Below are 21,185 nucleotides of genomic sequence, written 5' to 3'. Positions count from 1 at the left end.
CCCTTCGATCGTAGGTGAACCGCAAGACTGGTGAGGGCTGCGTCAACAGGCGCGTTGTCACCTGGCCACGCCAGGTGTTTACTGCAGCCGGACGCGCCCGATCATCGTGAGGTTTTCATGTCTCATATCACCAGACGCGAGCTGCTGCTCGGCAGCTCGGCGACGGTGCTGGCTGCCTCTGCCGGAGGGTTCACCGCCGACAGGGCTCTTGCTAGCGCACATTCCCTGACCCTGTCGCCTCTCGACCACAGCATTCTCCCGGACACCGTCACAAGGGGCATGATGAGCTTCGCAGCGGACGGACCTCCTCCGGTGTTGCGGTTCAAACAGGGCGAGGCGGTTGCGATAGACGTCGCGAACAAACTTGATGAGGCGTCCGTCGTTCACTGGCACGGCCTGCGCATTCCCAACGGCATGGATGGCGTTCCCTATCTCACCCAGTATCCGATCGAGGCGGGCGAGCGGTTCCGTTACGAATTCACACCGCCGGATGCGGGAACCTTCTGGTATCATCCGCATTGCAACACGCTGGAGCAGATGGCGCGCGGTCTGACAGGCGTGCTGATTGTCGAGGAGTCGGACGACCCTGGGTTTGACAGCGATCTGCCGCTCAATATCCGCGATTTCAGGCTCGGGGGCGACGGCCAGTTCATCTCCCTCTTCAAGGCCCGCAGCGCGGCACGCGGCGGAACGCTGGGCACCGTATCGACGGTCAACTGGAAGGTTGCACCGGATTTCGATCTTCAGGCGGGGAGCCTTGTGCGGCTACGCCTCGCCGTAACCGATGTCACGCGGGTCGGCAGATACGAGATTGAAGGCGCTGACGCGATGGTGATTGCCGTCGATTCCAATCCCCTCCCGGTTCCCTTGCCGGCGCGCGATATCGAGCTCTCCCCCGGTCAAAGAGCTGACGTCGCGCTCAGGGTTCCGGACAACGAGGAAGACGCCGTTCGCCTCGTCCTCAAGCGCAAGTTCGACGAGAAGGTGATCGCGTATTTCCGGCCGATTGGCGGCAGCGTCAATCGGGACTTGCGCGAACTACAGCCGCTGCGCGCCAATCCGGTTCCTGTGCCTGATCTCAACAACGCGGAAGTAATGGAATTCGTCTTCGGCTGGTCGCCGGAGGGCGATGCGCCGCAGGCCAGCATTTGCGGGACGCTTGGCTACACGTTCTGGTCGATCAACCGCAAGGCCTGGCAAGGCGACGTGCCGGGTCCGCTCGAGCCGCTGGCGACCTTGAGGCTCGGAAAGACCTATGTGCTGAGACTGCGCAACGAGACCCCCAACGATCACCCGATACATCTCCACGGCGTTTCGTTTCAGCTGCTGCGTTCAAACAAACGCAAACTGGCGCCGCTCGTGACCGATACGGCGCTGCTGCAATCGCAGGAGACGATGGACGTGGCGCTTGTCGCCGACAATCCGGGGGACTGGGCGTTCCACTGCCACGTGATCGAACACCAGAAAACCGGTCTTGCCGGTTTCCTGCGGATCGAGGGCTGACGCGGGACCTTAAGTGGAAAGCGAGACGGTGTGGCTGCGCTCGTCGTCTTCGTAGGCGGACACGGCGGCATATTGCCGGACATGGTCCTGGCGTTCAAGCAGGGTTTCATGGTGTGTGCCGCTCCCTGCCAGCAACTGCGTGGCATATTCGGCATCCGCGCCATGATAGCTGCTGCGCAGCGCGGCGGAGGCGACATGGACCGGAACCATCGGCAGGTCGGAAAACCGGCGTGAGGCCGCCTGAACTTCTTCCATCTGTCCTGCCGGCGTTTCAAGCGACTTTTGCCGGGAGCGCATCGCGTCAACGGCGGGTACTGGTGTGACAATCATAATCCAAACTCCGTGGTGGGCCAGTCCGTGGCCATCGTGTCGGAGGTCCGGTTTGTCCGGATCTGATCTTAACATAGGTATGGAGCCGGTCGGCAACTGTGCCGGATATCACATATGTGCCGAGATGACGCAGTTGTGCGCGCCATGTGAAAAAAAGACCCGGAGCAAAATGCTCCGGGCCAGGAACTCCAGTGGTACTTCTGGAAATCGGAATTGCGTCAGCGGTCGGTCCTGATCAGGTGTCCGGCGGCGCGCTGTCTGGGTAAAGCGGCCGTGGTGCGGTAGGCGTCGGAGCAAAGCTCGGGAACCGTTCTTTGGCGCGGGCGCTCCTGAAGCTCGATCTCACCTGACGCGAGCAGATGGGCAAGGAAGACGGAATTGGGGTGATAATCCCGGAAGAAGGTCTCCGGCTCGCTGCGGTGTTCCGGCTCCGGCGGCGGCGGCAAGTGGCCGGCAAAGTCGGCCTGAGACCCGGACTGCGACTCTCCCGAAGAGGGACGCTGGCGCCTCACTATGGAACGGCCTGTTGCACTTACCGGGTTCACTCGCACTAAAAAACGCCTCGTTGTTTCAAAATGGCACGTTCGGTGCCCTCCTGGCTGAAACGTCGCAATCCTCATGCCAATATAGGAAGCCGTTAACCTTTTGCCCGCGGAATCCGGCCAAAACGAGGTCACAAAAGTTAACGGATTGGTGCGTTGGGAGACAGGTCGCGTGATCGTTGCAGCGTGTCGCGACACGGTTCAACGTGGGTGGCCGTGTGTTTTGAGGCGCAGCCGACCCTTCAACCGATTTATTGAGTTCAGCGAGAACAGCCGTAGCCGGCGACCCGAAAGCCGCCGGTTGCCGTTCAGATGATCCGGCCGACGGTCAGGCGGCGTCCGGATCCTTGCCTGTCCAGGCGGTCCGGTCGATATCCAGGTCGGCGAACTTGTCCGGATTGAGAACCGGCCGGTCGACGCCTGCGTTGACCTGCTCCTTGAAGTCATCAAGGATCCGCTTGGCCGTCGGGAACAGCATCATCAGTGCCAGCAGGTTGACCACGGCCAATACGCCCATCAGCGGATCGGAGAAGAAAAAGACCGCTGTCGCGCCGGGTGCCGTTGCGCCCAGGAAGACGACCCCCATGACCAGAACCCGCAGAACCTGGATGGCGGCCGTGTTGCCGGTCATGGAGGTGAGCGCGTTCTCGCCGAGATAGTAGTTGTAGATGATCGAGCTGAAGGCGAACAGCAGGATGGCCAACGTCAGGAAGTAGCTTGTCCAGCCGCCGAGATGCGAGGCCAGGGACTGCTGCGTCAGCACGATACCGTCGACCGCCTCGTCGCCGGGCACGTAGACATCGCCGAGCAGAATGATGAGCGCGGTGCAGGTGCAGATGATGATCGTGTCGATGAACACCGAAAACGACTGGGTGATCCCCTGGCTGATCGGGTGGCGGACGTCTGCCGTTGCCGCAACGTTGGGAGCCGATCCGAGGCCCGCTTCGTTGGAGAACAGACCCCGGCGCAGGCCTTGCGCAAGCGCGGCGCCCATGCCGCCGCCGACGGCTTCTTCCCAGCCGAATGCGTTGGCGACGATCATGTAGAGCGCGGCGGGAATTTCGGTGACGTTGAGGACGATGACGAGCAGCGCCATGGCAATGTAGCCGACCGCCATGATCGGTACGACGACGTCGGCGACTTTCGCAATCCGGTGAATGCCGCCGAACACGATCAGGCCCGTGATGACGGTCAGGCCGAGCCCGGTCCAGATGCGGCCGATGCCGAGGCTTTCCTCCGCAGCGCCTGCGACGGTGTTTCCCTGAAACGCGTTGAAGCCGAATGCAAAGGATGCAATCAGGCAGACCGCATAGAGAACGGCGAGCCAGCGATAGTCTTCGCCGAGACCGTGAATGATCGAGCGGGCCGGTCCGCCGCGATAGGTTCCGTCTCCCTCAGAACGCTTGTAGAGCTGTGCCAGCGAACACTCGATCAGGCTGGTGGCCATGCCGACAAGGGCAACCGCCCACATCCAGAAAACCGCGCCGGGGCCGCCCAGGGTTATGGCAACGGCGACGCCCGCGATGTTGCCTCCGCCGACGCGTCCGCCCACCGACAGCAGCAGGGCTTCGCGCGCGGAAATGGCGTTGGGGTCACCGGTCTGGTTCTTTGAGGAAAGCACGCGGAACATGCGTTTGAAGAACCGGATCTGAACAAATCCGGTCACTGTGGTGAAGAAAACCCCGATGATAATGAGGAAGGGTATGAGCGCCCATCCCCAGGTCAGGTCGCCGATCAGGCCGAAAAACGCTTCAAACAACTGCATTGAACCCGCTCCCCATTGCTATGTATCCCCGGCGAGTGCCCGCTTGCCGGATCTATCAGCGTAGGCGCGTCGGGAAGCTTTTTGCAATAAAAAAGGGAAATGTTTTCAAAAATGCAGCTTATGAGTGTTCTTGACAGGGTTCGAGGCGCGTATTTCCCGACCGCCCGCTGGACCAATTCTGCCGGAACGCAACAAAAAAGCGCGGCCGATGAAGCCGCGCTTTTCAAGAATTCTCTGGTCTGATGCCTTAAGCGGTCAGAGCGCCCTGCGCCTTGTCGACCAGCACCTTGAACGCGTCGGGCTGGTTGATGGCGAGATCGGACAGAACCTTGCGGTCGACTTCGACGCCGGCCTTGTTCAGACCGTCAATGAAGCGGCCATAGGTCATGCCGTGCTGGCGGGTTGCCGCGTTGATGCGCTGGATCCAGAGCGAACGGAACGTGCGCTTCTTGGCCTTGCGGTCGCGGTAGGCGTATTGTCCGGCCTTCTCGACGGCCTGCTTGGCAACGCGGATGGTGCTCTTGCGGCGGCCATAGTAACCCTTGGCGGCCTTCAGAACTTTCTTGTGGCGAGCGTGGGCGGTAACGCCCCTTTTGACGCGTGACATTTAGATGATCTCCTTGGGGGCTGGCTTTAAGCGTAGGGCAGGAACTGCTTCACGATGCGTGCATCCTGATCGCTGAGCGTGGTCGTTCCACGTGCGTTGCGGATGAACTTGTTCGTGCGCTTGATCATGCCGTGGCGCTTGCCGGCCTGCGCGGATTTCACCTTGCCGGTCGCGGTCACCTTGAAGCGCTTCTTGGCGCCGGATTTCGTCTTCAGCTTGGGCATTTTGCATCCTTTCCTTGGCGCATCCGCGTGAAGCGGGTGCTTTTTTGTTGGAGCATTCAGAGCCGACACGGCATGCCCTTTTCTGCCGGGAGGACCTGCATTTGCATGCAGAAATCCAGTCCACGACGAGCCGGACGACTCTGGACCGGGCGCTTATATGGGAGGTTTCGGCGGATTGCAACCGGATTCGGGGTGGAACGCGCCGAAAGTCGCCGGGCGGATTTCCCGCCCGGCGACAGATTCGTTGAAACCTCGCACGTCACGGCAAAGTCATGCCGCAATTCTGCACTCATCCCTGGCTGCATCGAGACGTGCCGTGACGGTCTCCGCGTCCCCGGTGGTTCCCTGGACCGAGATAAAGCGGATATCCCGGATTCCAAGAAAGGAAAGAAGGAAACGCAGGTAGGGTTCGACAAAATTGGCGGCAGAGAAAGGCTGGCCTTCGAGATAGCCTTCCGCGCCATAAGCGCAGATGACCACGGCGCGGCGGGTTCTGGCGAGACCGGCAAAGGCCCCGTCCTGATAGGAAAATGTGTGGCCCATCCGGACGATCTGGTCGATCCAGGCCTTGAGAGCGGCCGGAACACTGAAATTGTAGATAGGAGCGGTGATCAGAAGCGTATCGGCTTCCTGCAGCTCATTGATCAGCGTGTCGGACAGTTCGGTCGCGGCCTTCAGGTCGTCCGTCATGCTTTCCGCTGGCGTATAAAAACCTTCGATCGTCTTCTGGCTGATGATCGGGATCGAGCCATCGGCCACCTGCCGCGAAATGACCCGGCACCCGGGATGCTTTTCCCGGAAACAGGTTTCAAAGTGATCGGCCACGGCGGTGGAGTGCGAGCCGGTCTGGCGGGAACTGGAATTGATGCGCAAGAGCAGTGTCATTGGGGATCTCCTTTGTGGGAGGCCCAAAGCTATTTCTGCGCTGGTGTAAGAAAAACACGATGCCATGCAGCAGAATCGTGCGTAAAATGCACGAATGGACATGCAATCTCTCAAGACACTGCTCCTTGTGCGCGATATCGGCAGCATTGCCGGGGCGGCCCGCGCCCTGGATGTCGATGCCTCCAGCGTGTCGCGGATCGTTGCCAATGCGGAAAAGGAACTCGGCGTCCGGATCTTCCAGCGCAGCACACGGAAACTGGCGCTGACGGAAGAAGGCGGGCGCTACCTTCAGAGGATCGCGCCGCTGCTGGAAGAACTGGAAACGGCGGCGGAAGAAGCGGCGTCGCAGGGCGCATTGCCAAAAGGCACATTGAAGATGACGGCATCCGTCGCCTTTGCGCAGGAGGGCATCATGCCGGTGCTGCCGCTGTTCCAGGAGCGTTATCCGGACCTGTCGGTGGAGCTGTACCCGTCCGACTACAACATGGATCTGCTCGCGGACGGGCTTGATCTGGCGGTCCGGCTGGCAGCAGCTCCGAAGGGAGACCTGATTTCCACCCGGCTGTTCTCGTCGCGCTATCGCGTGGTGGCGTCGCCGTCTTACCTGGAACGCCATGGACCGGTGCATTCACCGCAAGACCTCACAAAGCACAACTGCCTGTGCTTTGCTCTGCCGGGATTCCGGAACAGCTGGAAGTTCCGGAGTGGGGACGGCACACCCTTCGAGGTCGATGTTGCGGGCAAGACGGTGATCGCGAGCGCTCTCTCCCTGCGCGAGGCCGCGCGTCTCGGCATGGGTGTCGCACTCCTGGCCAACTGGCTCATCCGGGGCGACTTGAAGGACGGGCGGCTTGTGGATCTGTTTCCCGAGCATGATTGTGCGGCAACCGATTTCGACACGGCCGCCTGGATCCTCTACCCGAGCAAGGCGTTCCTGCCTCGAAAGGTCCGGGTCATGGTCGATTTCCTGAAAGCGGAAATGCGGTGAGCTCAACTCGCGCCTTCGGCATGTGTTCCCGCGCAGTCTAGTCCCACATTCCACTTTCTTTCTTCAGTCGCTTGAGCCTTGCTGTAAAGCCCGGCTCAATTTCATCAGCGCGTTGCAAGAAAACTTCCTCCGAAACCATGTTTGAAACAAACTCGGAAAATGAACATGCCAAAGGAATGATTGCTCCGCCGGGACCTTCAATGGGTGTGTGCTCGACGTGATCATGGAGATAAATCAGAACGTCGCCCCTTCCCAGTCCTAAAAGAAAGAGATCGCCTGTTCCGGTCACTCCAAACACCAAATACTCTTTCGTCAGATGACTGAGTTCCTGGAGATCGTAGTATTCGGACAGGCTCCAATGCGTTTCAAGTCTGGCGTTTTCCGGCCCGCGAAAGAGTGAAAACAATTGGGAAACGGAGTGGGTTATCTCCGCGTTGTTCTTCGAGACAAAGCATCGTTTCTCAAAGTCCCCGCCATTGTTCTGAAGAAGGTAGTCCCGATAGTCTTGCGGAAGCCGATGCGGGAGGCGTGCCTCAAATTGCTCGATCTCTTGTGTCCCGATCGATCCGTGAGGATTTGGATTGAGGACGCGGTTATCGGTGTCCATGCCAAGATTTTCCAGCGAAAGTTGCAGCCGAAACCATACAATAGCCGGTGTCAGCGGCTTCTCAAGAAGCTTGTTGTGAAACAAACTGTTATGCCGCGCGCAGCGAGAATCTGCGAGGTCGATGTTGCGGGCAAGACGGTGATCGTGAGCGATCTCTCCCTGCGCGATGCCACGCGCCTCGGCATGGGTGTCGCACTCCTGGCCAACTGGCTGATCCGGGGCGACTTGAAGGACGGGCGGCTTGTGGATCTCTTTCCCGGCTACGATTGTGCGGCAACCGATTTCGACACGGCCGCCTGGATCCTCTACCCGAGCAAGGCGTTCCTGCCCCGAAAGGTCCGCGTTATGGTCGATTTCCTGAAAGCGGAACTGCGGTAACGTTCAGTTGCCGCATTCCGGGGCAGGGAGCTAACGCGAATGGTTGCTTCGACAAGCCGCCCGAGGCCAATCCTTCGAGACAACGCGCTGCGCTTCCTTTGGATGAGGCTGGTGGACCTGGTGACGCACAGACCTGTCTTTGGTGTGTCCTGTGGAGGACCTGAAGGTCCGTCGACAGACCACACGAAGGCGCCTGCAGTCATCGTCATCCCGTACAAGCATCGCGTGCGCCGGGATCGGGGAGGCAATGACCTGGCGGTTTGAATTGTGTTCCGTCCGGTACGTCGGGGCTCCCCGGCCCCGGGTCTCACGCTGTTCGCCCGGGGTGACGATGGAAGGGTTTTTTTGCTCCGCCTCACCTTCGTCATTCCGGCCAAGTGCGGCAAAGCCGAACGCCGATCCGGAAACCAGATATCGGCGTGAGCGGAGCGAACCCGGATCGATTCTTTAGTGAGTGCGGCCGCGCTTCCAGCGGGCATTATGTCTGGATTCCGGATCAGCGTGCAGCGGATGCTGCACTTGTCCGGAAAGACGTGTGTCCCTGTCTCTTCCTCGTCCTGAGGAAGCGCGTCAGTGCTGTCTCGAAGGACAGGCCACACGAAGGCGCCCGCAGTCGTCGTCATCCCGGACAAGCGTCGCGCGCGCCGGGATCGGGGAGGCAATGACCTGGCGGTTTGAGTGATGTCCCTTCCGGTGCGCCGGGGCTCCCCGCCCCCGGGTCTCACGTTGTTCGCCCGGGGAGACGATGGAAGGGTTTTGCTCCGTCTCTCGCTTTGTCATTGCGGCCAGGCGCGCAGCGGACGCTGCACTTGTCCGCAATGACGGGCCTTCCGGCTTTTCCCAAGGCAAAGGTGACAACCGGAAGCCCCCCGGTTCAGCCTCAGGCGTTGACGTCGACGACGACGCGGCCCTTGACCTGGCCTTTCAGGATGTCCGCGCCGAGCTGGGGCAGATCCCCAAGTGTGGCCGGCTGGATCATTGCTTCGAGCTTGTCCATCGGCAGGTCCTTTGCCAGACGTTCCCAGGCCTTGAGGCGCGCATCGTAAGGCTTCATGACGCTGTCGATACCGAGCAGATTGACGCCGCGAAGAAGGAACGGGATGACGGTTGCCGGAAGCGCTGCACCACCCGCCAGGCCGACAGCTGCAACAGACGCGCCGTATTTCATCTGGCCGAGAACGCGGGCCAGCATGGCACCGCCAACCGCGTCAACACACCCGGCCCAAGTTTCGGCTTCCAGCGGCCGTTTGACGGTTTCATTGACATCGTCGCGGGGAACGATGGTGCTAGCGCCCAGGGACTTCAGATAGTCCCAGGTGCTTTCGCGGCCTGTCACGGCGGCGACTTCATAACCGAGATTGGCGAGAATGGCCGTGGCGACCGAACCGACGCCGCCGGCTGCGCCCGTGACCAGAACGGGGCCGTCTCCCGGCTTCAGGCCGTGATCTTCCAGCGCCATTACGGCGAGCATGGCCGTGAAACCGGCGGTGCCGACGGCCATGGCATTGCGGGTGGAGATGCCTTCGGGCAGCGGTACCAGCCATTCGCCCTTCACGCAGGCTTTCTGGGCATAGCCGCCCCACCAGACCTCTCCGACGCGCCAGCCGGTCAGGACCACCTTGTCGCCGGGCTTGTACCAGTCGTCGGCGGACTCAAGGACGGTACCGGCAAAGTCGATGCCGGGCACGTGCGGGTAATTGCGCACGAGACCGCCGCCGGGACCGACGCACAGGCCGTCCTTGTAGTTCAGCGTTGAGTATTCGACGGCGACGGTGACATCGCCTTCCGGCAAGCGGCTGTCGTCGAGCTCCTGAACCGATGCGGAGGTTTTGCCTTCGTCGTTCTTTTCAACGAGGAGTGCTTTGAAAGTCATGGTCAAACTGCCCTGTTAGCTGGTGTTTTCCGTCATCGTCCTGGCGTCCTCGCGCAGAACAAATTTCTGTATCTTTCCGGTCGCCGTTTTCGGCAGCTCGGTGAAGACGATCTTTTTCGGTCTTTTGAATCCGGCCATGTGCTCCCGGCAGAAGTCGATCAGCGCGTCTTCCGTGAGGATGCTGCCCTCCTTCAGTTCGACAAAGGCGCACGGCACTTCGCCCCATTTTTCGTCCGGCAGGGCGACAACAGCCGCCAGCACCACATCGGGATGCCGGTGGAGCACGCCTTCGACCTCCACAGAGGAAATGTTTTCGCCGCCGGAGATGATCACATCCTTCAGCCGGTCGCGGATCTGAACATAGCCGTTCGGATGACGCACGGCCGCATCGCCCGACTTGAACCGTCCGCCGGAAAAGGCGTCCCCGGTCGCCGCACCGTTCTTGTAGTATCCCTTCATGACGGTGTTGCCGCGAATGACGATCTCACCCTGTGTCTCGCCGTCCATCGGGACGGGCTCGCCGGTGTCCCTGTCGATGACATCCACCGTTTCCGTCATCGGGAAGCCGACCCCCTGCCAGGATTGCAGCTCCGCCTGTTCCTCGGCGGACAGGTCTTCCCATTCCTCGCGCCACAGGCACTGGACGACATGGCCATAGGTTTCCGTCAGTCCGTAGACCTGCATGACTTCGAAACCGAGCGCCTTGGTCGCTGCCAGGACGGCTGCGGGAGGTGGTGCCCCCGCCGTCATGATTTTGACGGGGCCCGCGAGGGGCCGCCTGTCTTCCTCAGGCGTGTTCACCAGCATCGAGAGAACGATCGGCGCGCCGCCGAGATGCGTGATCCTGTGGCGGTCAATCAGGTCGAATACCGCCTTGCCGCTGACCTGGCGGATGCAGACGATGGTGCCGGCCATCAGTGTCATGGCCCAGGCGTGGCACCAGCCATTGCAGTGAAACATCGGCACGGTATAGAGATAGACCGGGTGCCGCGGCAGCTCCCAGGCGATCGGCGTTCCCATCGCCATGAGATAAGCGCCGCGATGGTGATAGACGACGCCCTTGGGCCGGCCGGAAGTGCCGGAGGTGTAGTTGAGCGCCAGTGCCTGCCATTCGTCTTCCGGTCCGGTCCATGCGAAAGCGGGATCGCCCCTTTCGATCAGGTCGGCATAGGTCGATGTCCCAAGCCTGTCGCCGCCCGGACCGTCCGGGTCGACGATATCCACGACGGGCAGGCTCTTGCCGTTCAGCCCGAAAGCCGCCTTGACGACGCCGGAAAAGGCCGTGTCGGCGATCACCAGCCGGGCGTCGCTGTGATCGAAGATGTAGGCGACAGTTTCGGGTTCCAGGCGGATATTGATCGTATTGAGCACGGCGCCCGTCAGCGGCACGGCGTAGTGAAGTTCGAAGAGTTCCGGCGTGTTGGCGGCCAGAACCGACACCGTGTCGCCCTCGCCGATGCCCATGTCTTTCAGGCTCGCGGCCAGGCGCCTTACCCGCTCATGAACGTCGCTCCAGGTGAAGCGCAGATCGTTGTAAACAAGCGCCGTCCGGTCCGGGAAAATGGCCGCGGTGCGTTCCAGGAACGACAGCGGCGACAAGGGCACGTGGTTGGCCGTCTGTTTCGGGAGCGCCTCGTAATGCTCTTTCATCGCTAGCCTCCCTGATTGGTGAACGCCGTTTCCCAGACCGTTGCCGTGCGCATGCCGTGGGGCGTGTCCACCTGGACCTTGGTTCCGTCGTCCCAGTGGGTCATTCGAACCATGCCGATGGCGACATTGGTGCGATAGTCGGGGGAATAGGCGGCGGAGCTGACAGTGCCGACCTGTTTGCCGCCGGCAATGACCGGCCAGAGGTCGTCGCAGGACGGGACCGGGTCGCCGTCGATGGCAATACTGCGGATCTGCCGGACCGGACCTTCCACGGCAACGCGCAGCAAGGCATCGCGGCCGATGCAGCCGATGGCCTGCTGTGTCTGGCAGAACCTGCCGAGCCCGCACTCATGCGGCGTGTTGTTGCGGGTCATGTCATTGCCATAGGACAACAGCTGGCCTTCGATGCGTTCGATCAGGTTGGGGCAGCCGGCACGGACATCAAGGTCCTCTCCCGCCGTCATCAGGGTGTCCCAGATGGGTTCGCCAAGATGCGATCCGTCGACATAGAGTTCAAATCCATCCTGTTTCGAATAGCCGGACCGGGCGAGCACCAGCTTGTGCCCCTGAAATTCGACATAGTCGTAGCGGAAAAAGCGGATCGAGCGGATCTTTTCGCCGAAGACCCTGGCGACCAATTCTTCCGCCTTGGGGCCCTGGATCGCCAGCGGCGAGACATCCGGCTCGTCGACATCGACTTCCAGCCTCAGCGCGTGCGCCAGACCCTTGATCCAGAAAAGCAGGTCGCTGTCGGCAACCGAGACCCAGAACTTGTCTTCCGCAAGTTTCGTTGTAACCGGATCGTTGAGCATGCCGCCGGTCTCGTCGACCATGGGTGTGTAGTAGCACTGTCCTTCGACCATGTTGGACAGGTCGCGCGGGGTCAGCATCTGTGCCAGCCGGGCGGCATCCGGTCCCCAGAGTTCGACCTGCCGTTCGCATGATACGTCCCAGACCTGAACCTTGGATTTCAGGTGATGGTAATCCTCTTCGACGGAATTGAAGACCGTCGGAAGCAGCATGTGATTGTAGACCGTATAGGCCTTCACGCCTGCTGCCTGAACCCGGCGCGAAAACGGCGTGTTGCGCGTGCGGCGGGAAATTGAAAGAGCCGGGACCTGCATGCCGGAACCTCCCTATGCAGCCTGCTCGGCGGCAGGACCCGACCAGTCGATCTGACAGATCTCGGCACTGCGGCCGTCGAAATCCCAGACCCGGCCATAGGCACGAACGCGGCCCTGGGTGGCCGTTGCGACGGTGATGTCGGGGCCCATCCAGTACTCGGTGTTCGTTACGACGATGTCCTCGTCCGGATTGCCGCCCGGGACCGGTTCGATCTCGCCCTTGATCGCCTTGCCGACAATCAGACGGCGCTTCTTGCCTTCATTGGTGTAGGACACCGGCGCACGTTCCGCGCCGAGGAACTCACTGACCAGAACCCGGAACAGTCCGGTCGTGCCTTTCGCCTGCCCGGAAAAGATCTTCAGGAGACCGTCATACGCCGCTTCGCTGGCGCGCTCGTCGATATAGGCGGCCGCCTTCCAGTTGCCACGTGCCATGAGGCCCGGGATCTCCAGGACGAGACCGACATTCAGTCCCGACAGGTCTTCCCCCTCATAATGACCCTCGTCGATGCGCACGCCCGCCCAGGCCTGGCAGTAGCCTTCCGTCGGCGCGTGTTTCCCGAGCGAAACGACACATGGGCAAAAGACCGTGCAATTGCAGTTCAAAATCAGTTCGCCGCGTATGGCCCATCCGGACATCAGATTCCTCCGTTCGATAGTTCTATGAGTGACAGGACGCCGACCACCGTCCCGGAAATGATCAGAAAGACACCGAGCGGCGCACTGATGCGGTCGCCGATCTGCGGCAGCTTTTCCAGTGTCATCAGCAGCATGGCGAGTGCCATGAATGCCAGGTTCATGGTCCCGGCGACAAAGGCGAGCAGCATGAGCGCCCAGCAGCAGCCAAGGCAGACGGCGCCGAGCCGCAGCCCGAGCCGCAATGCGCCAAGATTGCCGGGTTGCCAATGACTGAAAAAGAAAGTCATCGGGTTCTGGCAGGCCGACAGGCAGGCATTTTTAAGGCGGCTGAACTGGTAGGCGCCTGCAAGAAGCAGCAGCAACGCACTGAAGGTGCCGGATGTCGAGCGGCCAACCGCGTCCAGAAGATGAAGCTCCGCGAGCTGGACCTGCACAAAGGCCGCCGGAACGGCAAATCCGATCCAGACCAGCAGGTAGCCAGCAACCAGAACCGCAAGCGAGGTGCCGCTGGCGGCCTCCGTGCAGGTCATGTCGGAATAGGTCTTGAATGCGGGAAACGCCGTTGGCGCCATCATGGCAAGGGACATGAGGGACCACATGGCCACCGCGGACCCAAACCCGGCATCCGCAACGCTCTGGGTGCAGAGCGAAATCAGGTATGCGAGCCCGAAATCGCCAGCCGGGTGAGGCGCGGCAACAGGCATGTGCGTGGCCAGCAGCAAAGCCCATGCCGCAAGCACGCTGCCGAAAAACATCAGCCACAGTGTTCCGTGGCCGGGCAGAAGACGTGTCAGTGCCTTCACCCGCTCCTCCCATTTTTTTTGGTTGCGGTACGCTGCGCTTCCGGCATTTAAAAGTCAAACATTTAATTGTCTGACATTTGTTTTTTTGCAATTGACCGGCCAGAGACAGCCATTTAGGTTGTCTGCGATCAAACCGAGGGCATGCGAGGGCGTTTTGGCGATTGAATTCGATACAATTCAGAAAGAGGGACTTTCGGTCCAGATCGCCAATGCCATTCGTGACGCCATTCTGGAGGGGCGGCTTGCAGGCGAAGAGCGCTTGCCGAGCGAGGCCGACCTGGCTGACAGGTTCGGCGTGTCCCGCTCGACTGTCCGCGAAGCACTTAAGCGCCTTGCAGCTCAGAACCTGATCCGGAGCGAGCGCGGTTCGTCCGGCGGCGCGTTTGTCAATCGCATGACCTGGTCCGAAGCACAGGACAATCTCGTCACGACGACACGTCTTCTGATCGGCATGAACGATATTCCGCTTGAGGATGCGATCGAGGCCAGGTTTTCGCTGGAAGCAGCGGCCCTGCCGCTTGCCGCGGACAAATGCGAGGACGCTGATCTGGCGGCGATGCGCGTGGAGACTGACCGGCAGCGGGATCCATTGACGAGCGACGAGGAATTCTGCGCGTCGGATGTCACGTTTCATTCCACGATCGCTCAATCGACCGGCAATCCGTTGCTGGCCTTCCAGTTGTCGGCGGCTTTCGAGGCGATGCAGCCGCTGATGAACATGCTTGTCTATCGTCTGCGCGACCGTGAGCGGATCGCCGACTATCACGATGCGCTTCTGAATGCCCTGAAGGCGCGGGACAGCGGTGCGGCCGCGAACAGCCTTGAACAGCTGTGCGCCTACACCAAAGAGCTTGCCGCGCAACGCCGCAAGCCCAAGGCAGGCTGACCTTTTCCGGCGAATGCCGCGCGCGCAACGACCTGGTCTGTTGCCGGAATTTTGCGCGCAAGAGTTGCTTACCGGAAGCTTATCGGTAAAGAGCGATTTTTTACGAAATGTAATTCGATGCTCTTAACCAATAATTTTCACAATTCCCCTAGTTTCAATGCAGACCGACAGAGTTGCGGCGGGGGATATTGTGAATACTGCGTAGTAACACTGCTGCAGTGAATTGATCCCGCCAGAGTATAAGCGGCGTGGTAAGAGACAATGTGGTTGCGTAAACAGTCTTCTGCTTTTGCGGTATCGGTGTTTTTGCTGGCTGGCTGCCAGTCCGGGGATCTGGCGAACCTGTCGACATTCGGCGACAGCGCCGTGTCGAATGACGATCTCTCGAAGGTTGCCTATTATCCGGATGACGAACTCCTGCAGCTTGCCAAGGTGCAGTTCAAGGAGAGGAACTACGGTCAGGCCTATGCCATCTACAAGCGGGCAGTCGAGGTCTATCCGAAAGATCCCGTTGCATGGATCGGTTATTCCGCCTCCGCCGACATGATCGGACGGTTCGACAATGCCGATATCGGCTACAAACGCCTTGCGCGCATGATACCGAACCGGCCCGAATACCTGAACAATGTCGGTTATTCCTACATGCTGCGCGGCAATCTGGTGTCGGCACGGCGGTATTTTCTGAAGGCCTACGATATCGACCCGAACAACCAGACAACCGCAAACAATCTTGAATTGCTGCGCAACAGCACCTCTTTCGCCAATCGCGGCTAGGCAGGGACACCAGTGACGTGAACGGCCCGAAGATCACAGGCGAACCCGGAAAAAACTCCCTTGAGACGGGCAAGGCAGTCGCCCCCGGCAGGGACCCGTCGCCCGTGGCTGCCTTCCTGCAACGAAACATCCGGATCCTGGTTGCCCTGAATGCCGTTTCCGTCGCCGTGACGATCCTGTTGTTCGTCGGCCTGTTCTTTTCCTGGTCCGCAACCGCGGAACTCAATCAGATCCGCCGCCAGCTTGACGGACTTCAGGAGTTCGAAAAGCGCATATCCGGAAATGTCGCGCTGATGAATTCGGGCGTTCAAAACCGCTTGTCGAAGATGGATCAGCGGCTCAGCCAGATCCAGTCAGGTGTCAGGCTGATGCGGATCGAGCGCGGCGATTCCGATATTCCCGTCGACAATCTGAAAACAAAGGTCGACGAGGATATCGACTTCTTTCACTCGTCGACGGCAACCGCCATGTTTTCACCGGCTCTTTCGGCACAAAGCGTCAACCGTTTCGAAACTGCGCGCGGAACACCGCGTGTCACGTTCGCGCGCCCGCCGGCTCCAACCCAGGGACCGGCCCAGGGCTCGGCATTGTTCCGGCGGGTTGTCACCGCCGATGGCAAGGTCCGATACGAAAAGCGGTAAGGCCGTCCGGCTGTTTCGTTGTTGTGCTGACGACGTGCCAAAGTCCCGTTGCGTGCCAAGAATCCGACATTTCATCGCGTCGCCACCTTTTGCCATTGCGGTCGTATCACGCCCTTTCAGGCCCTAATTGTCGCCGGATACAATTTGCACTTCAATTTTTAGGTGTATTACGGTTGAATTCATCAGTTCAAATACTCGATCTGTAAGTTAAAGCCAGCGCCGAAACCTGCGTTAACAAAGTTTCGTTTCGAACATTTTCAGTTTTAAGTTTTTTTTCACGAGCCGTTAATCGTCAGCGACTTAGTATTGATTGTCACGCGGCGGGGATTCTTTCAATATCTTAGGTACTTTTGCTAGGATGCGAGAACAAAATTCACGCCGGCCGTTTTTAAAACTGCGAATTCTGAAGTCGAGACCTGACGTGAAGATATCGTCCCTTTTGACAATAATGATCACCATGATCGGCGTGAGTCTTGCCGCTCCCGGTGCGGCCGTTGCGCAAGTCGACGAGATGACGCTGGTGGTCAACGGCGGCAGCGTCTCCAGGGTCACGATGCAGCCCGGAACAACGCGAACCGTCAGGACCAATCGCAAGTTTTCCGATCTCGTCGTCGGAAACCCCGAGACAGCCGATATCGTCCCGCTTTCTGAACAGGTTCTTTATATTCAGGGAAAAGCGCCCGGACTGACCAACATTTCGATCTATGACGCATCGAAAACGCTGCTCGGCGTCATCGAGGTGAGGGTTCAGCTGAATTTCGACGATGTTGTCCGCGCAATCCGGGCCGTTGCGCCAACGTCTCTTGTTTCGGTCTCCAACGTGGGCAACAAGATCCGGCTGAGCGGTTCGGTGAACAACGCCGTGGAGCTGACAAAGGTGCTCGAGGTTGCCCAGCAGTTCTCGGAAGCTCCCGTCATCAATGCGCTCAGTGTCCGCAGTCCGCAGCAGGTCGCGCTGGAAGTTCGGGTGCTCGAGGCGAGCCGCTCGATCGGACGGGACCTGGGTGTGAACTGGGTTGGCCGTTCGGACAACGGTAATGTGAGCACGAGCGGATCGCGCGTTCAGGTCGGAACCAACGAAGATGGCGGTCTGGTCGCGCTTCTGGGAACAGGTGCAAGTGTCGCGCAGCAGGGCGCCCTTCCTTTCGGCACGCTGATCGGCAAGGTCCTGGAAACGGCGGGAATCCGGATCGACACCATTATCGATGCGCTGGAAGGCAAGGGTCTCGTGCGCCGGCTGGCGCAGCCCAATCTCACCACGATCAGCGGGGAAACCGCGCGCTTTCATGTCGGTGGGGAGGTGCCGATCCAGACAGCGGTCTCGAATGCGGGCGGTGTTGCCTCCTCGACCGATTACCGGCCGTTCGGGGTCCGTCTTGAATTTGTGCCGACGGTTCTCGACGCAAGCCGGATCAACCTGCGCGTCATGACCGAGGTCAGCGACATCGACAATTCGATCAACGTGAACGGCAATCCCGGTTTTACCTCGCGGCGCGCCGAAGCCGTGATCGAACTGAAGGACGGGCAAAGCTTTTCCATCGCGGGTCTTCTTGAAAATGTCGACACGCGGGACATCAGCCAGTTGCCATGGCTGGGTCAGGTGCCTGTTCTTGGCGTGCTCTTCCGGTCCACCAGCTTCCAGAAGCGCGAGACCGATCTCGTCATCGTCGTCACGCCCCGGCTGGTCCGGCCCGCGCGCCCGAATGAACCTCTGGCATCCCCGCTCGACAACACGAGACCCACGAATGACGTGGAGATGTTCGCGCTCGGACTTCTGGAAGTGAACAAGGACATGCTGCGCAAATACAAGGAAGGCGACGGTCTCATCGGGCCATATGGTCATATCGTCGATCTGGAACTCGAGGATGGCTATGTTTATTCCAAGAACTGACCGAATTGCGGTTCTCGCGGGACTTCTATTCCTCGGCGGATGTGCAGATTACATGAGCCACAGGGACACCGTTACGGTCGGTGCGGGCAGCGCCATGCAAGCCAATATCGGCATTCACACCGTGCAGCCTTTTCCGAGACAGGCCTGGAACCCCAACCTTCCGACGGACGGCCAGACTGCCGTCAACGCGCAAGACCGCTACCTGACGCCGGGCGACAGTGATGTCGTTACCGGGGCCGGTTCGGAAGCGGCGATCAGCGGCGGTTCCTGACCCTTACCGAATTCCACCGGTTTCAGCCTTGTGTGATAGAGCAACTGGAGGATTTGCCCTCCGGTCTCGCCTTCCTTTTGCGATTCCGGCGCTCGTCGATACTGTTGAAACTAACGATGTCGAGGCCGCGCTCAGAGCCGAAAAGTAAAAATACTTATCCGTATTTCAGAATAGTCCAATATATGGAATATCGGTGCGACAACCTGTCTTGTTGTCCACCTGAAGTCTGACATCCTCCCGACAACGCGCCGGGCAGCCGAACTTTGCCGGTGCGACTTGGGAGGATCAAATGACACAAACCGTTATCCGGGATGCGATGATATGGAACGGTGTCGCAGACGCGGCTTTTCCGGGAACCGTCGTGGTCGAGGGAAACCGAATAGACAAGGTCATTGAAGGCGCGGCGGTGCCGTCAGGCCTTTCGGATAATGTCATCGACGGGAGCGGCATGACCCTCATGCCGGGCATGGTCGAGGGCCATTGCCACCCGAGCTTCACCGGGATTTCCGAACCGACCGAGCTGGGTCAACTCTGTCCTGAAAAGCACATGCTGCTGACGGCGCAGAACCTGAGACTGCTGCTGAGCCACGGTTTCACATCCATATTCGAAGCGGCCTCTGCAAAACCGATGCTGGGCGTGACGGCAAGGGATGCCATCAACGAAGGCCTGATTGACGGACCGCGCATGATGGCCGGCAGCCCCGAGGTGACGACAACGGCCGGGCTCGGTGACGAGCGCAAACGGCACATCTATCAGGAAAGTTTCGGCCTGGTTGCGGACGGCCCGGACGAAATGCGGCGCGTTGCCCGCGAATGCGTGCGCGACGGCGTCGACGTCATGAAGATCAATATTTCCGGTGACGAGTTCGTCAGCCATGCCCGGGCTGAAATCACACCAACCGAAGATGAGGAGCTGGCGGCGTTCGTGAAGGTCGCCCATGCCTTTGACAAGATGGTGGCCGCCCATGCCAGATCGTCCCAGAGCGTGAAGATGGCGGTGCGCCACGGCGTCGATTGCATCTACCATTGCGACTTTGCCGATGAGGAAGCGCTCGACATGCTGGAAGGCGCTAAAGACCGCATCTTTGTCGGTCCCGCATTCGGGCTGGTTCACAACAGCACGCGTGAAGGCGATGTTGTGGGTCTCACCCGGGAAGTCGCCGAAAGCATGGGGCTTTTCCGGAAGTTCGAGGCAACATGCGCGACCTATCATGAAATACGCAAGCGCGGTGTCCGCGTTGTCGTCGGTGGTGACTATGGATTTTCCGTCACTCCGATGGGGCAGAACGCCCGCGATATCGAGCATTTCGTCCGTTATTTCGGCTATTCGCCTGTCGAAGCGCTGCGCTGCGCCACGCATGTCGGTGCCGAACTCATGGGCAGAAGCGATGAACTGGGCCTCGTCAAGGAAGGCTATCTGGCGGACCTGCTGCTTGTGCGCGGTGACGTGGTGCAGGACGTTTCATTGCTTCAGAAGCAGGACAACCTGGCCCTGATCATGAAGGACGGCGTCGCCTGGAAAGATCCGCGCCGCAGCGATCAAAACGCACCGGGCCTGATCCAGGCAGCCGAATAAAAGCACCAGAAAATCCTTATCCACGAACGCATTATTACGGAGGAGAAAATGCGTATCAGAACGATTGTGGCCGCGGCCGCATCCCTTTGCCTGTCCGCAAGTGCGGCACTGGCCGATTATGACGGCGTCCCGAGAACGTTCCTTTGGAACCCGGGGTCCGTGGACATTTTCGATGCCGCGGAATTCAAGAAGGAAGGGCCCTATGTCATCGGGTTCTCCAATGCGTCCATTTCAAATCCATGGCGTGTTGCCATGCTTCACGGCATTGAAGCTGCTGCCGAGCGGCACGCCGACAAGATCGAGCGTTTCATCATAACGGATGCGAATGACGATCCGTCCAAACAGGCAGCCGATGTGCAGGATCTGATCGCCCAGGGCGTCGACATCCTGCTGATCAGCCCGGCGACGGCCGAGGCGCTGGACCCCGCGGTGCGCCGGGCCAAGCGCCAGGGCATTCCGGTGGTTCTGGTCGACCGCCAGGTCTCGTCCGATGAAAACTACATCACCTTCGTTACGGCATCGGACCAGGCGCTGGGTCGCATCTCCGCCCAGTGGCTTGCGGAAAAGCTTGGCGGTGAAGGCAAGGTTGTCATGCTTGGAGGGCTGGCCGGTGCCTCGCCTGCCGAGAACCGGATCAAGGCGGCGATGGAAGTGTTCAACCAGTTCCCCGGGATCGAGGTTCTGGAAACGCAGTACACATCCTGGTCGCCCGCAAACGGCAAGACCATCATGTCGGCGCTGATCCAGAAATACGGTGACGAGATTGCAGGCGTGTGGGCAGACAGCGGGCTGCAGGGTTCCGGTTCCATCGAGGCGTTCCTCGCAGCGGGATACGAAGCCGGAAAGATCCCGCCGCACACCGGCGGCGATTTCAACGCGATGTATCAGCTTTCGGTTCAGAACGACGTCCCGATGATCGGTATCGATTACCCGCCTGCGATGGGTGCAGAAGGGTTCGAAGTCCTGTTCGACGTGCTTGACGGCAAGGGCATTCCACGCCGGATCGAGGTGAACCAGCAGGTGGTCGTCTCGGAGGGTCACGAAACTCCATCGGTGAAGGCCGATGTCTTCACAGCCGACTATGCGCTCATGGACAAGCCGGGATCGGTCATCATGTCGTCGGGTGTCGGCGCGGACTACGACCCGGCAACCTTCACAGCAACCTATCCGAAATAGTCTCCGCACCGGGCGGCCCAGGCCGCCCGGGAACGGAAATCGGGGCGGCTTC

The 21,185-nt window shown here is 60.1% G+C and carries 22 protein-coding genes; 10 read left to right on the top strand and 12 right to left on the bottom strand.

Translation table 11 applies throughout. From position 1 onward, the window contains the following. Positions 1–117: 117 nt before the first annotated feature. Positions 118–1,503, top strand: coding sequence for a multicopper oxidase family protein (locus tag RBB49_RS08030; RefSeq protein ID WP_306142200.1), 1,386 nt, complete (start codon positions 118–120; stop codon positions 1,501–1,503). Positions 1,504–1,512: 9 nt separating this feature from the next. Here RBB49_RS08030 and RBB49_RS08025 read toward each other — a convergent pair whose 3' ends face one another. The 6 genes from RBB49_RS08025 to RBB49_RS08000 all read right to left on the bottom strand — a co-directional run bounded on the left by RBB49_RS08025 (position 1,513) and on the right by RBB49_RS08000 (position 5,856). After that, complete coding sequence (locus RBB49_RS08025) at positions 1,513–1,833, bottom strand: hypothetical protein (RefSeq protein ID WP_306142199.1); 321 nt, start codon at positions 1,831–1,833, stop codon at positions 1,513–1,515. Positions 1,834–2,051: 218 nt separating this feature from the next. Further along, positions 2,052–2,345, bottom strand: a complete 294-nt coding sequence (locus RBB49_RS08020; RefSeq protein WP_306142197.1) for a hypothetical protein — start codon at positions 2,343–2,345, stop codon at positions 2,052–2,054. A 358-nt stretch (positions 2,346–2,703) separates the two neighbouring features. Continuing rightward, complete coding sequence (locus tag RBB49_RS08015) at positions 2,704–4,140, bottom strand: sodium:alanine symporter family protein (RefSeq protein ID WP_306142196.1); 1,437 nt, start codon at positions 4,138–4,140, stop codon at positions 2,704–2,706. A gap of 247 nt (positions 4,141–4,387) precedes the next feature. After that, positions 4,388–4,747 carry a 50S ribosomal protein L20 gene (gene rplT, locus RBB49_RS08010; protein WP_306142195.1) on the bottom strand — a complete coding sequence of 120 codons (360 nt, stop codon included), beginning with the start codon at positions 4,745–4,747 and terminating at the stop codon, positions 4,388–4,390. A gap of 26 nt (positions 4,748–4,773) precedes the next feature. Then, positions 4,774–4,971: a 50S ribosomal protein L35 gene (gene rpmI / locus RBB49_RS08005; RefSeq protein ID WP_306142194.1), complete on the bottom strand. Its 198-nt coding sequence runs from the start codon at positions 4,969–4,971 to the stop codon at positions 4,774–4,776. A 270-nt stretch (positions 4,972–5,241) separates the two neighbouring features. Then, positions 5,242–5,856, bottom strand: coding sequence for an FMN-dependent NADH-azoreductase (locus tag RBB49_RS08000; RefSeq protein ID WP_306142193.1), 615 nt, complete (start codon positions 5,854–5,856; stop codon positions 5,242–5,244). Positions 5,857–5,956: 100 nt separating this feature from the next. Between RBB49_RS08000 and RBB49_RS07995 the strand changes: the two genes are divergently transcribed. Then, positions 5,957–6,844 (top strand): LysR family transcriptional regulator, encoded by an 888-nt coding sequence (locus tag RBB49_RS07995; protein WP_306142192.1) that lies wholly within the window; start codon positions 5,957–5,959, stop codon positions 6,842–6,844. Between the two features lie 37 nt (positions 6,845–6,881). On the opposite strand, the gene RBB49_RS07990 is transcribed toward RBB49_RS07995, so the two are convergent. Beyond that, on the bottom strand, positions 6,882–7,535 hold the full coding sequence (locus tag RBB49_RS07990) for an SMI1/KNR4 family protein (RefSeq protein ID WP_306142191.1): 654 nt from the start codon (positions 7,533–7,535) through the stop codon (positions 6,882–6,884). Between RBB49_RS07990 and RBB49_RS07985 the strand changes: the two genes are divergently transcribed. Beyond that, positions 7,527–7,829, top strand: a complete 303-nt coding sequence (locus RBB49_RS07985; protein ID WP_306142190.1) for a LysR substrate-binding domain-containing protein — start codon at positions 7,527–7,529, stop codon at positions 7,827–7,829. The genes RBB49_RS07990 and RBB49_RS07985 overlap by 9 nt on opposite strands. 880 nt (positions 7,830–8,709) lie before the next feature. Here RBB49_RS07985 and acuI read toward each other — a convergent pair. The 5 genes from acuI to RBB49_RS07960 are packed head-to-tail and all read right to left on the bottom strand — an operon-like array spanning position 8,710 to position 13,918. Continuing rightward, positions 8,710–9,702, bottom strand: coding sequence for an acryloyl-CoA reductase (acuI, locus tag RBB49_RS07980; protein ID WP_306142189.1), 993 nt, complete (start codon positions 9,700–9,702; stop codon positions 8,710–8,712). 15 nt (positions 9,703–9,717) lie between these two features. Next, positions 9,718–11,352, bottom strand: a complete 1,635-nt coding sequence (locus RBB49_RS07975; protein ID WP_306142188.1) for an AMP-binding protein — start codon at positions 11,350–11,352, stop codon at positions 9,718–9,720. Positions 11,353–11,354: 2 nt separating this feature from the next. After that, entirely contained in the window at positions 11,355–12,476 is a 1,122-nt protein-coding gene (locus RBB49_RS07970; RefSeq protein ID WP_306142187.1) for a dimethylsulfoniopropionate demethylase, read from the bottom strand. A gap of 12 nt (positions 12,477–12,488) precedes the next feature. Then, positions 12,489–13,115 (bottom strand): DUF1326 domain-containing protein, encoded by a 627-nt coding sequence (locus RBB49_RS07965; RefSeq protein ID WP_306142186.1) that lies wholly within the window; start codon positions 13,113–13,115, stop codon positions 12,489–12,491. After that, positions 13,115–13,918, bottom strand: a complete 804-nt coding sequence (locus RBB49_RS07960) for a DUF2182 domain-containing protein (RefSeq protein ID WP_306142185.1) — start codon at positions 13,916–13,918, stop codon at positions 13,115–13,117. Before RBB49_RS07960 ends, RBB49_RS07965 begins: the two co-directional genes overlap by 1 nt. A gap of 154 nt (positions 13,919–14,072) precedes the next feature. Here RBB49_RS07960 and RBB49_RS07955 point away from each other — a divergent pair, with 154 nt between their 5' ends. The 7 genes from RBB49_RS07955 to RBB49_RS07925 all read left to right on the top strand — a co-directional run bounded on the left by RBB49_RS07955 (position 14,073) and on the right by RBB49_RS07925 (position 21,133). Then, positions 14,073–14,804: a FadR/GntR family transcriptional regulator gene (locus tag RBB49_RS07955; RefSeq protein ID WP_306142184.1), complete on the top strand. Its 732-nt coding sequence runs from the start codon at positions 14,073–14,075 to the stop codon at positions 14,802–14,804. Positions 14,805–15,071: 267 nt separating this feature from the next. After that, the gene (locus RBB49_RS07950; RefSeq protein WP_306142183.1) at positions 15,072–15,578 is read left to right on the top strand and encodes a tetratricopeptide repeat protein; all 507 of its coding nucleotides are present in this window, start codon (positions 15,072–15,074) and stop codon (positions 15,576–15,578) included. A gap of 17 nt (positions 15,579–15,595) precedes the next feature. Next, positions 15,596–16,219: a hypothetical protein gene (locus tag RBB49_RS07945; RefSeq protein WP_306142182.1), complete on the top strand. Its 624-nt coding sequence runs from the start codon at positions 15,596–15,598 to the stop codon at positions 16,217–16,219. 421 nt (positions 16,220–16,640) lie between these two features. Continuing rightward, positions 16,641–18,110 carry a type II and III secretion system protein family protein gene (locus RBB49_RS07940; RefSeq protein ID WP_306142181.1) on the top strand — a complete coding sequence of 490 codons (1,470 nt, stop codon included), beginning with the start codon at positions 16,641–16,643 and terminating at the stop codon, positions 18,108–18,110. Between the two features lie 52 nt (positions 18,111–18,162). Beyond that, positions 18,163–18,381: a hypothetical protein gene (locus RBB49_RS07935; protein WP_306142179.1), complete on the top strand. Its 219-nt coding sequence runs from the start codon at positions 18,163–18,165 to the stop codon at positions 18,379–18,381. Between the two features lie 289 nt (positions 18,382–18,670). After that, a complete protein-coding gene (locus tag RBB49_RS07930) occupies positions 18,671–19,957 on the top strand; it encodes an amidohydrolase family protein (RefSeq protein WP_306142177.1) in 1,287 nt (428 codons plus the stop codon). Between the two features lie 48 nt (positions 19,958–20,005). Further along, positions 20,006–21,133: a substrate-binding domain-containing protein gene (locus RBB49_RS07925; RefSeq protein ID WP_306142176.1), complete on the top strand. Its 1,128-nt coding sequence runs from the start codon at positions 20,006–20,008 to the stop codon at positions 21,131–21,133. Positions 21,134–21,185: the final 52 nt, after the last annotated feature.

This window comes from Roseibium sp. MMSF_3412, assembly GCF_030733265.1.
GTDB lineage: Bacteria > Pseudomonadota > Alphaproteobacteria > Rhizobiales > Stappiaceae > Roseibium.
Note: the sequence above shows the minus strand (reverse complement) of the source record. Positions and strands in the feature narration are given on the sequence as shown.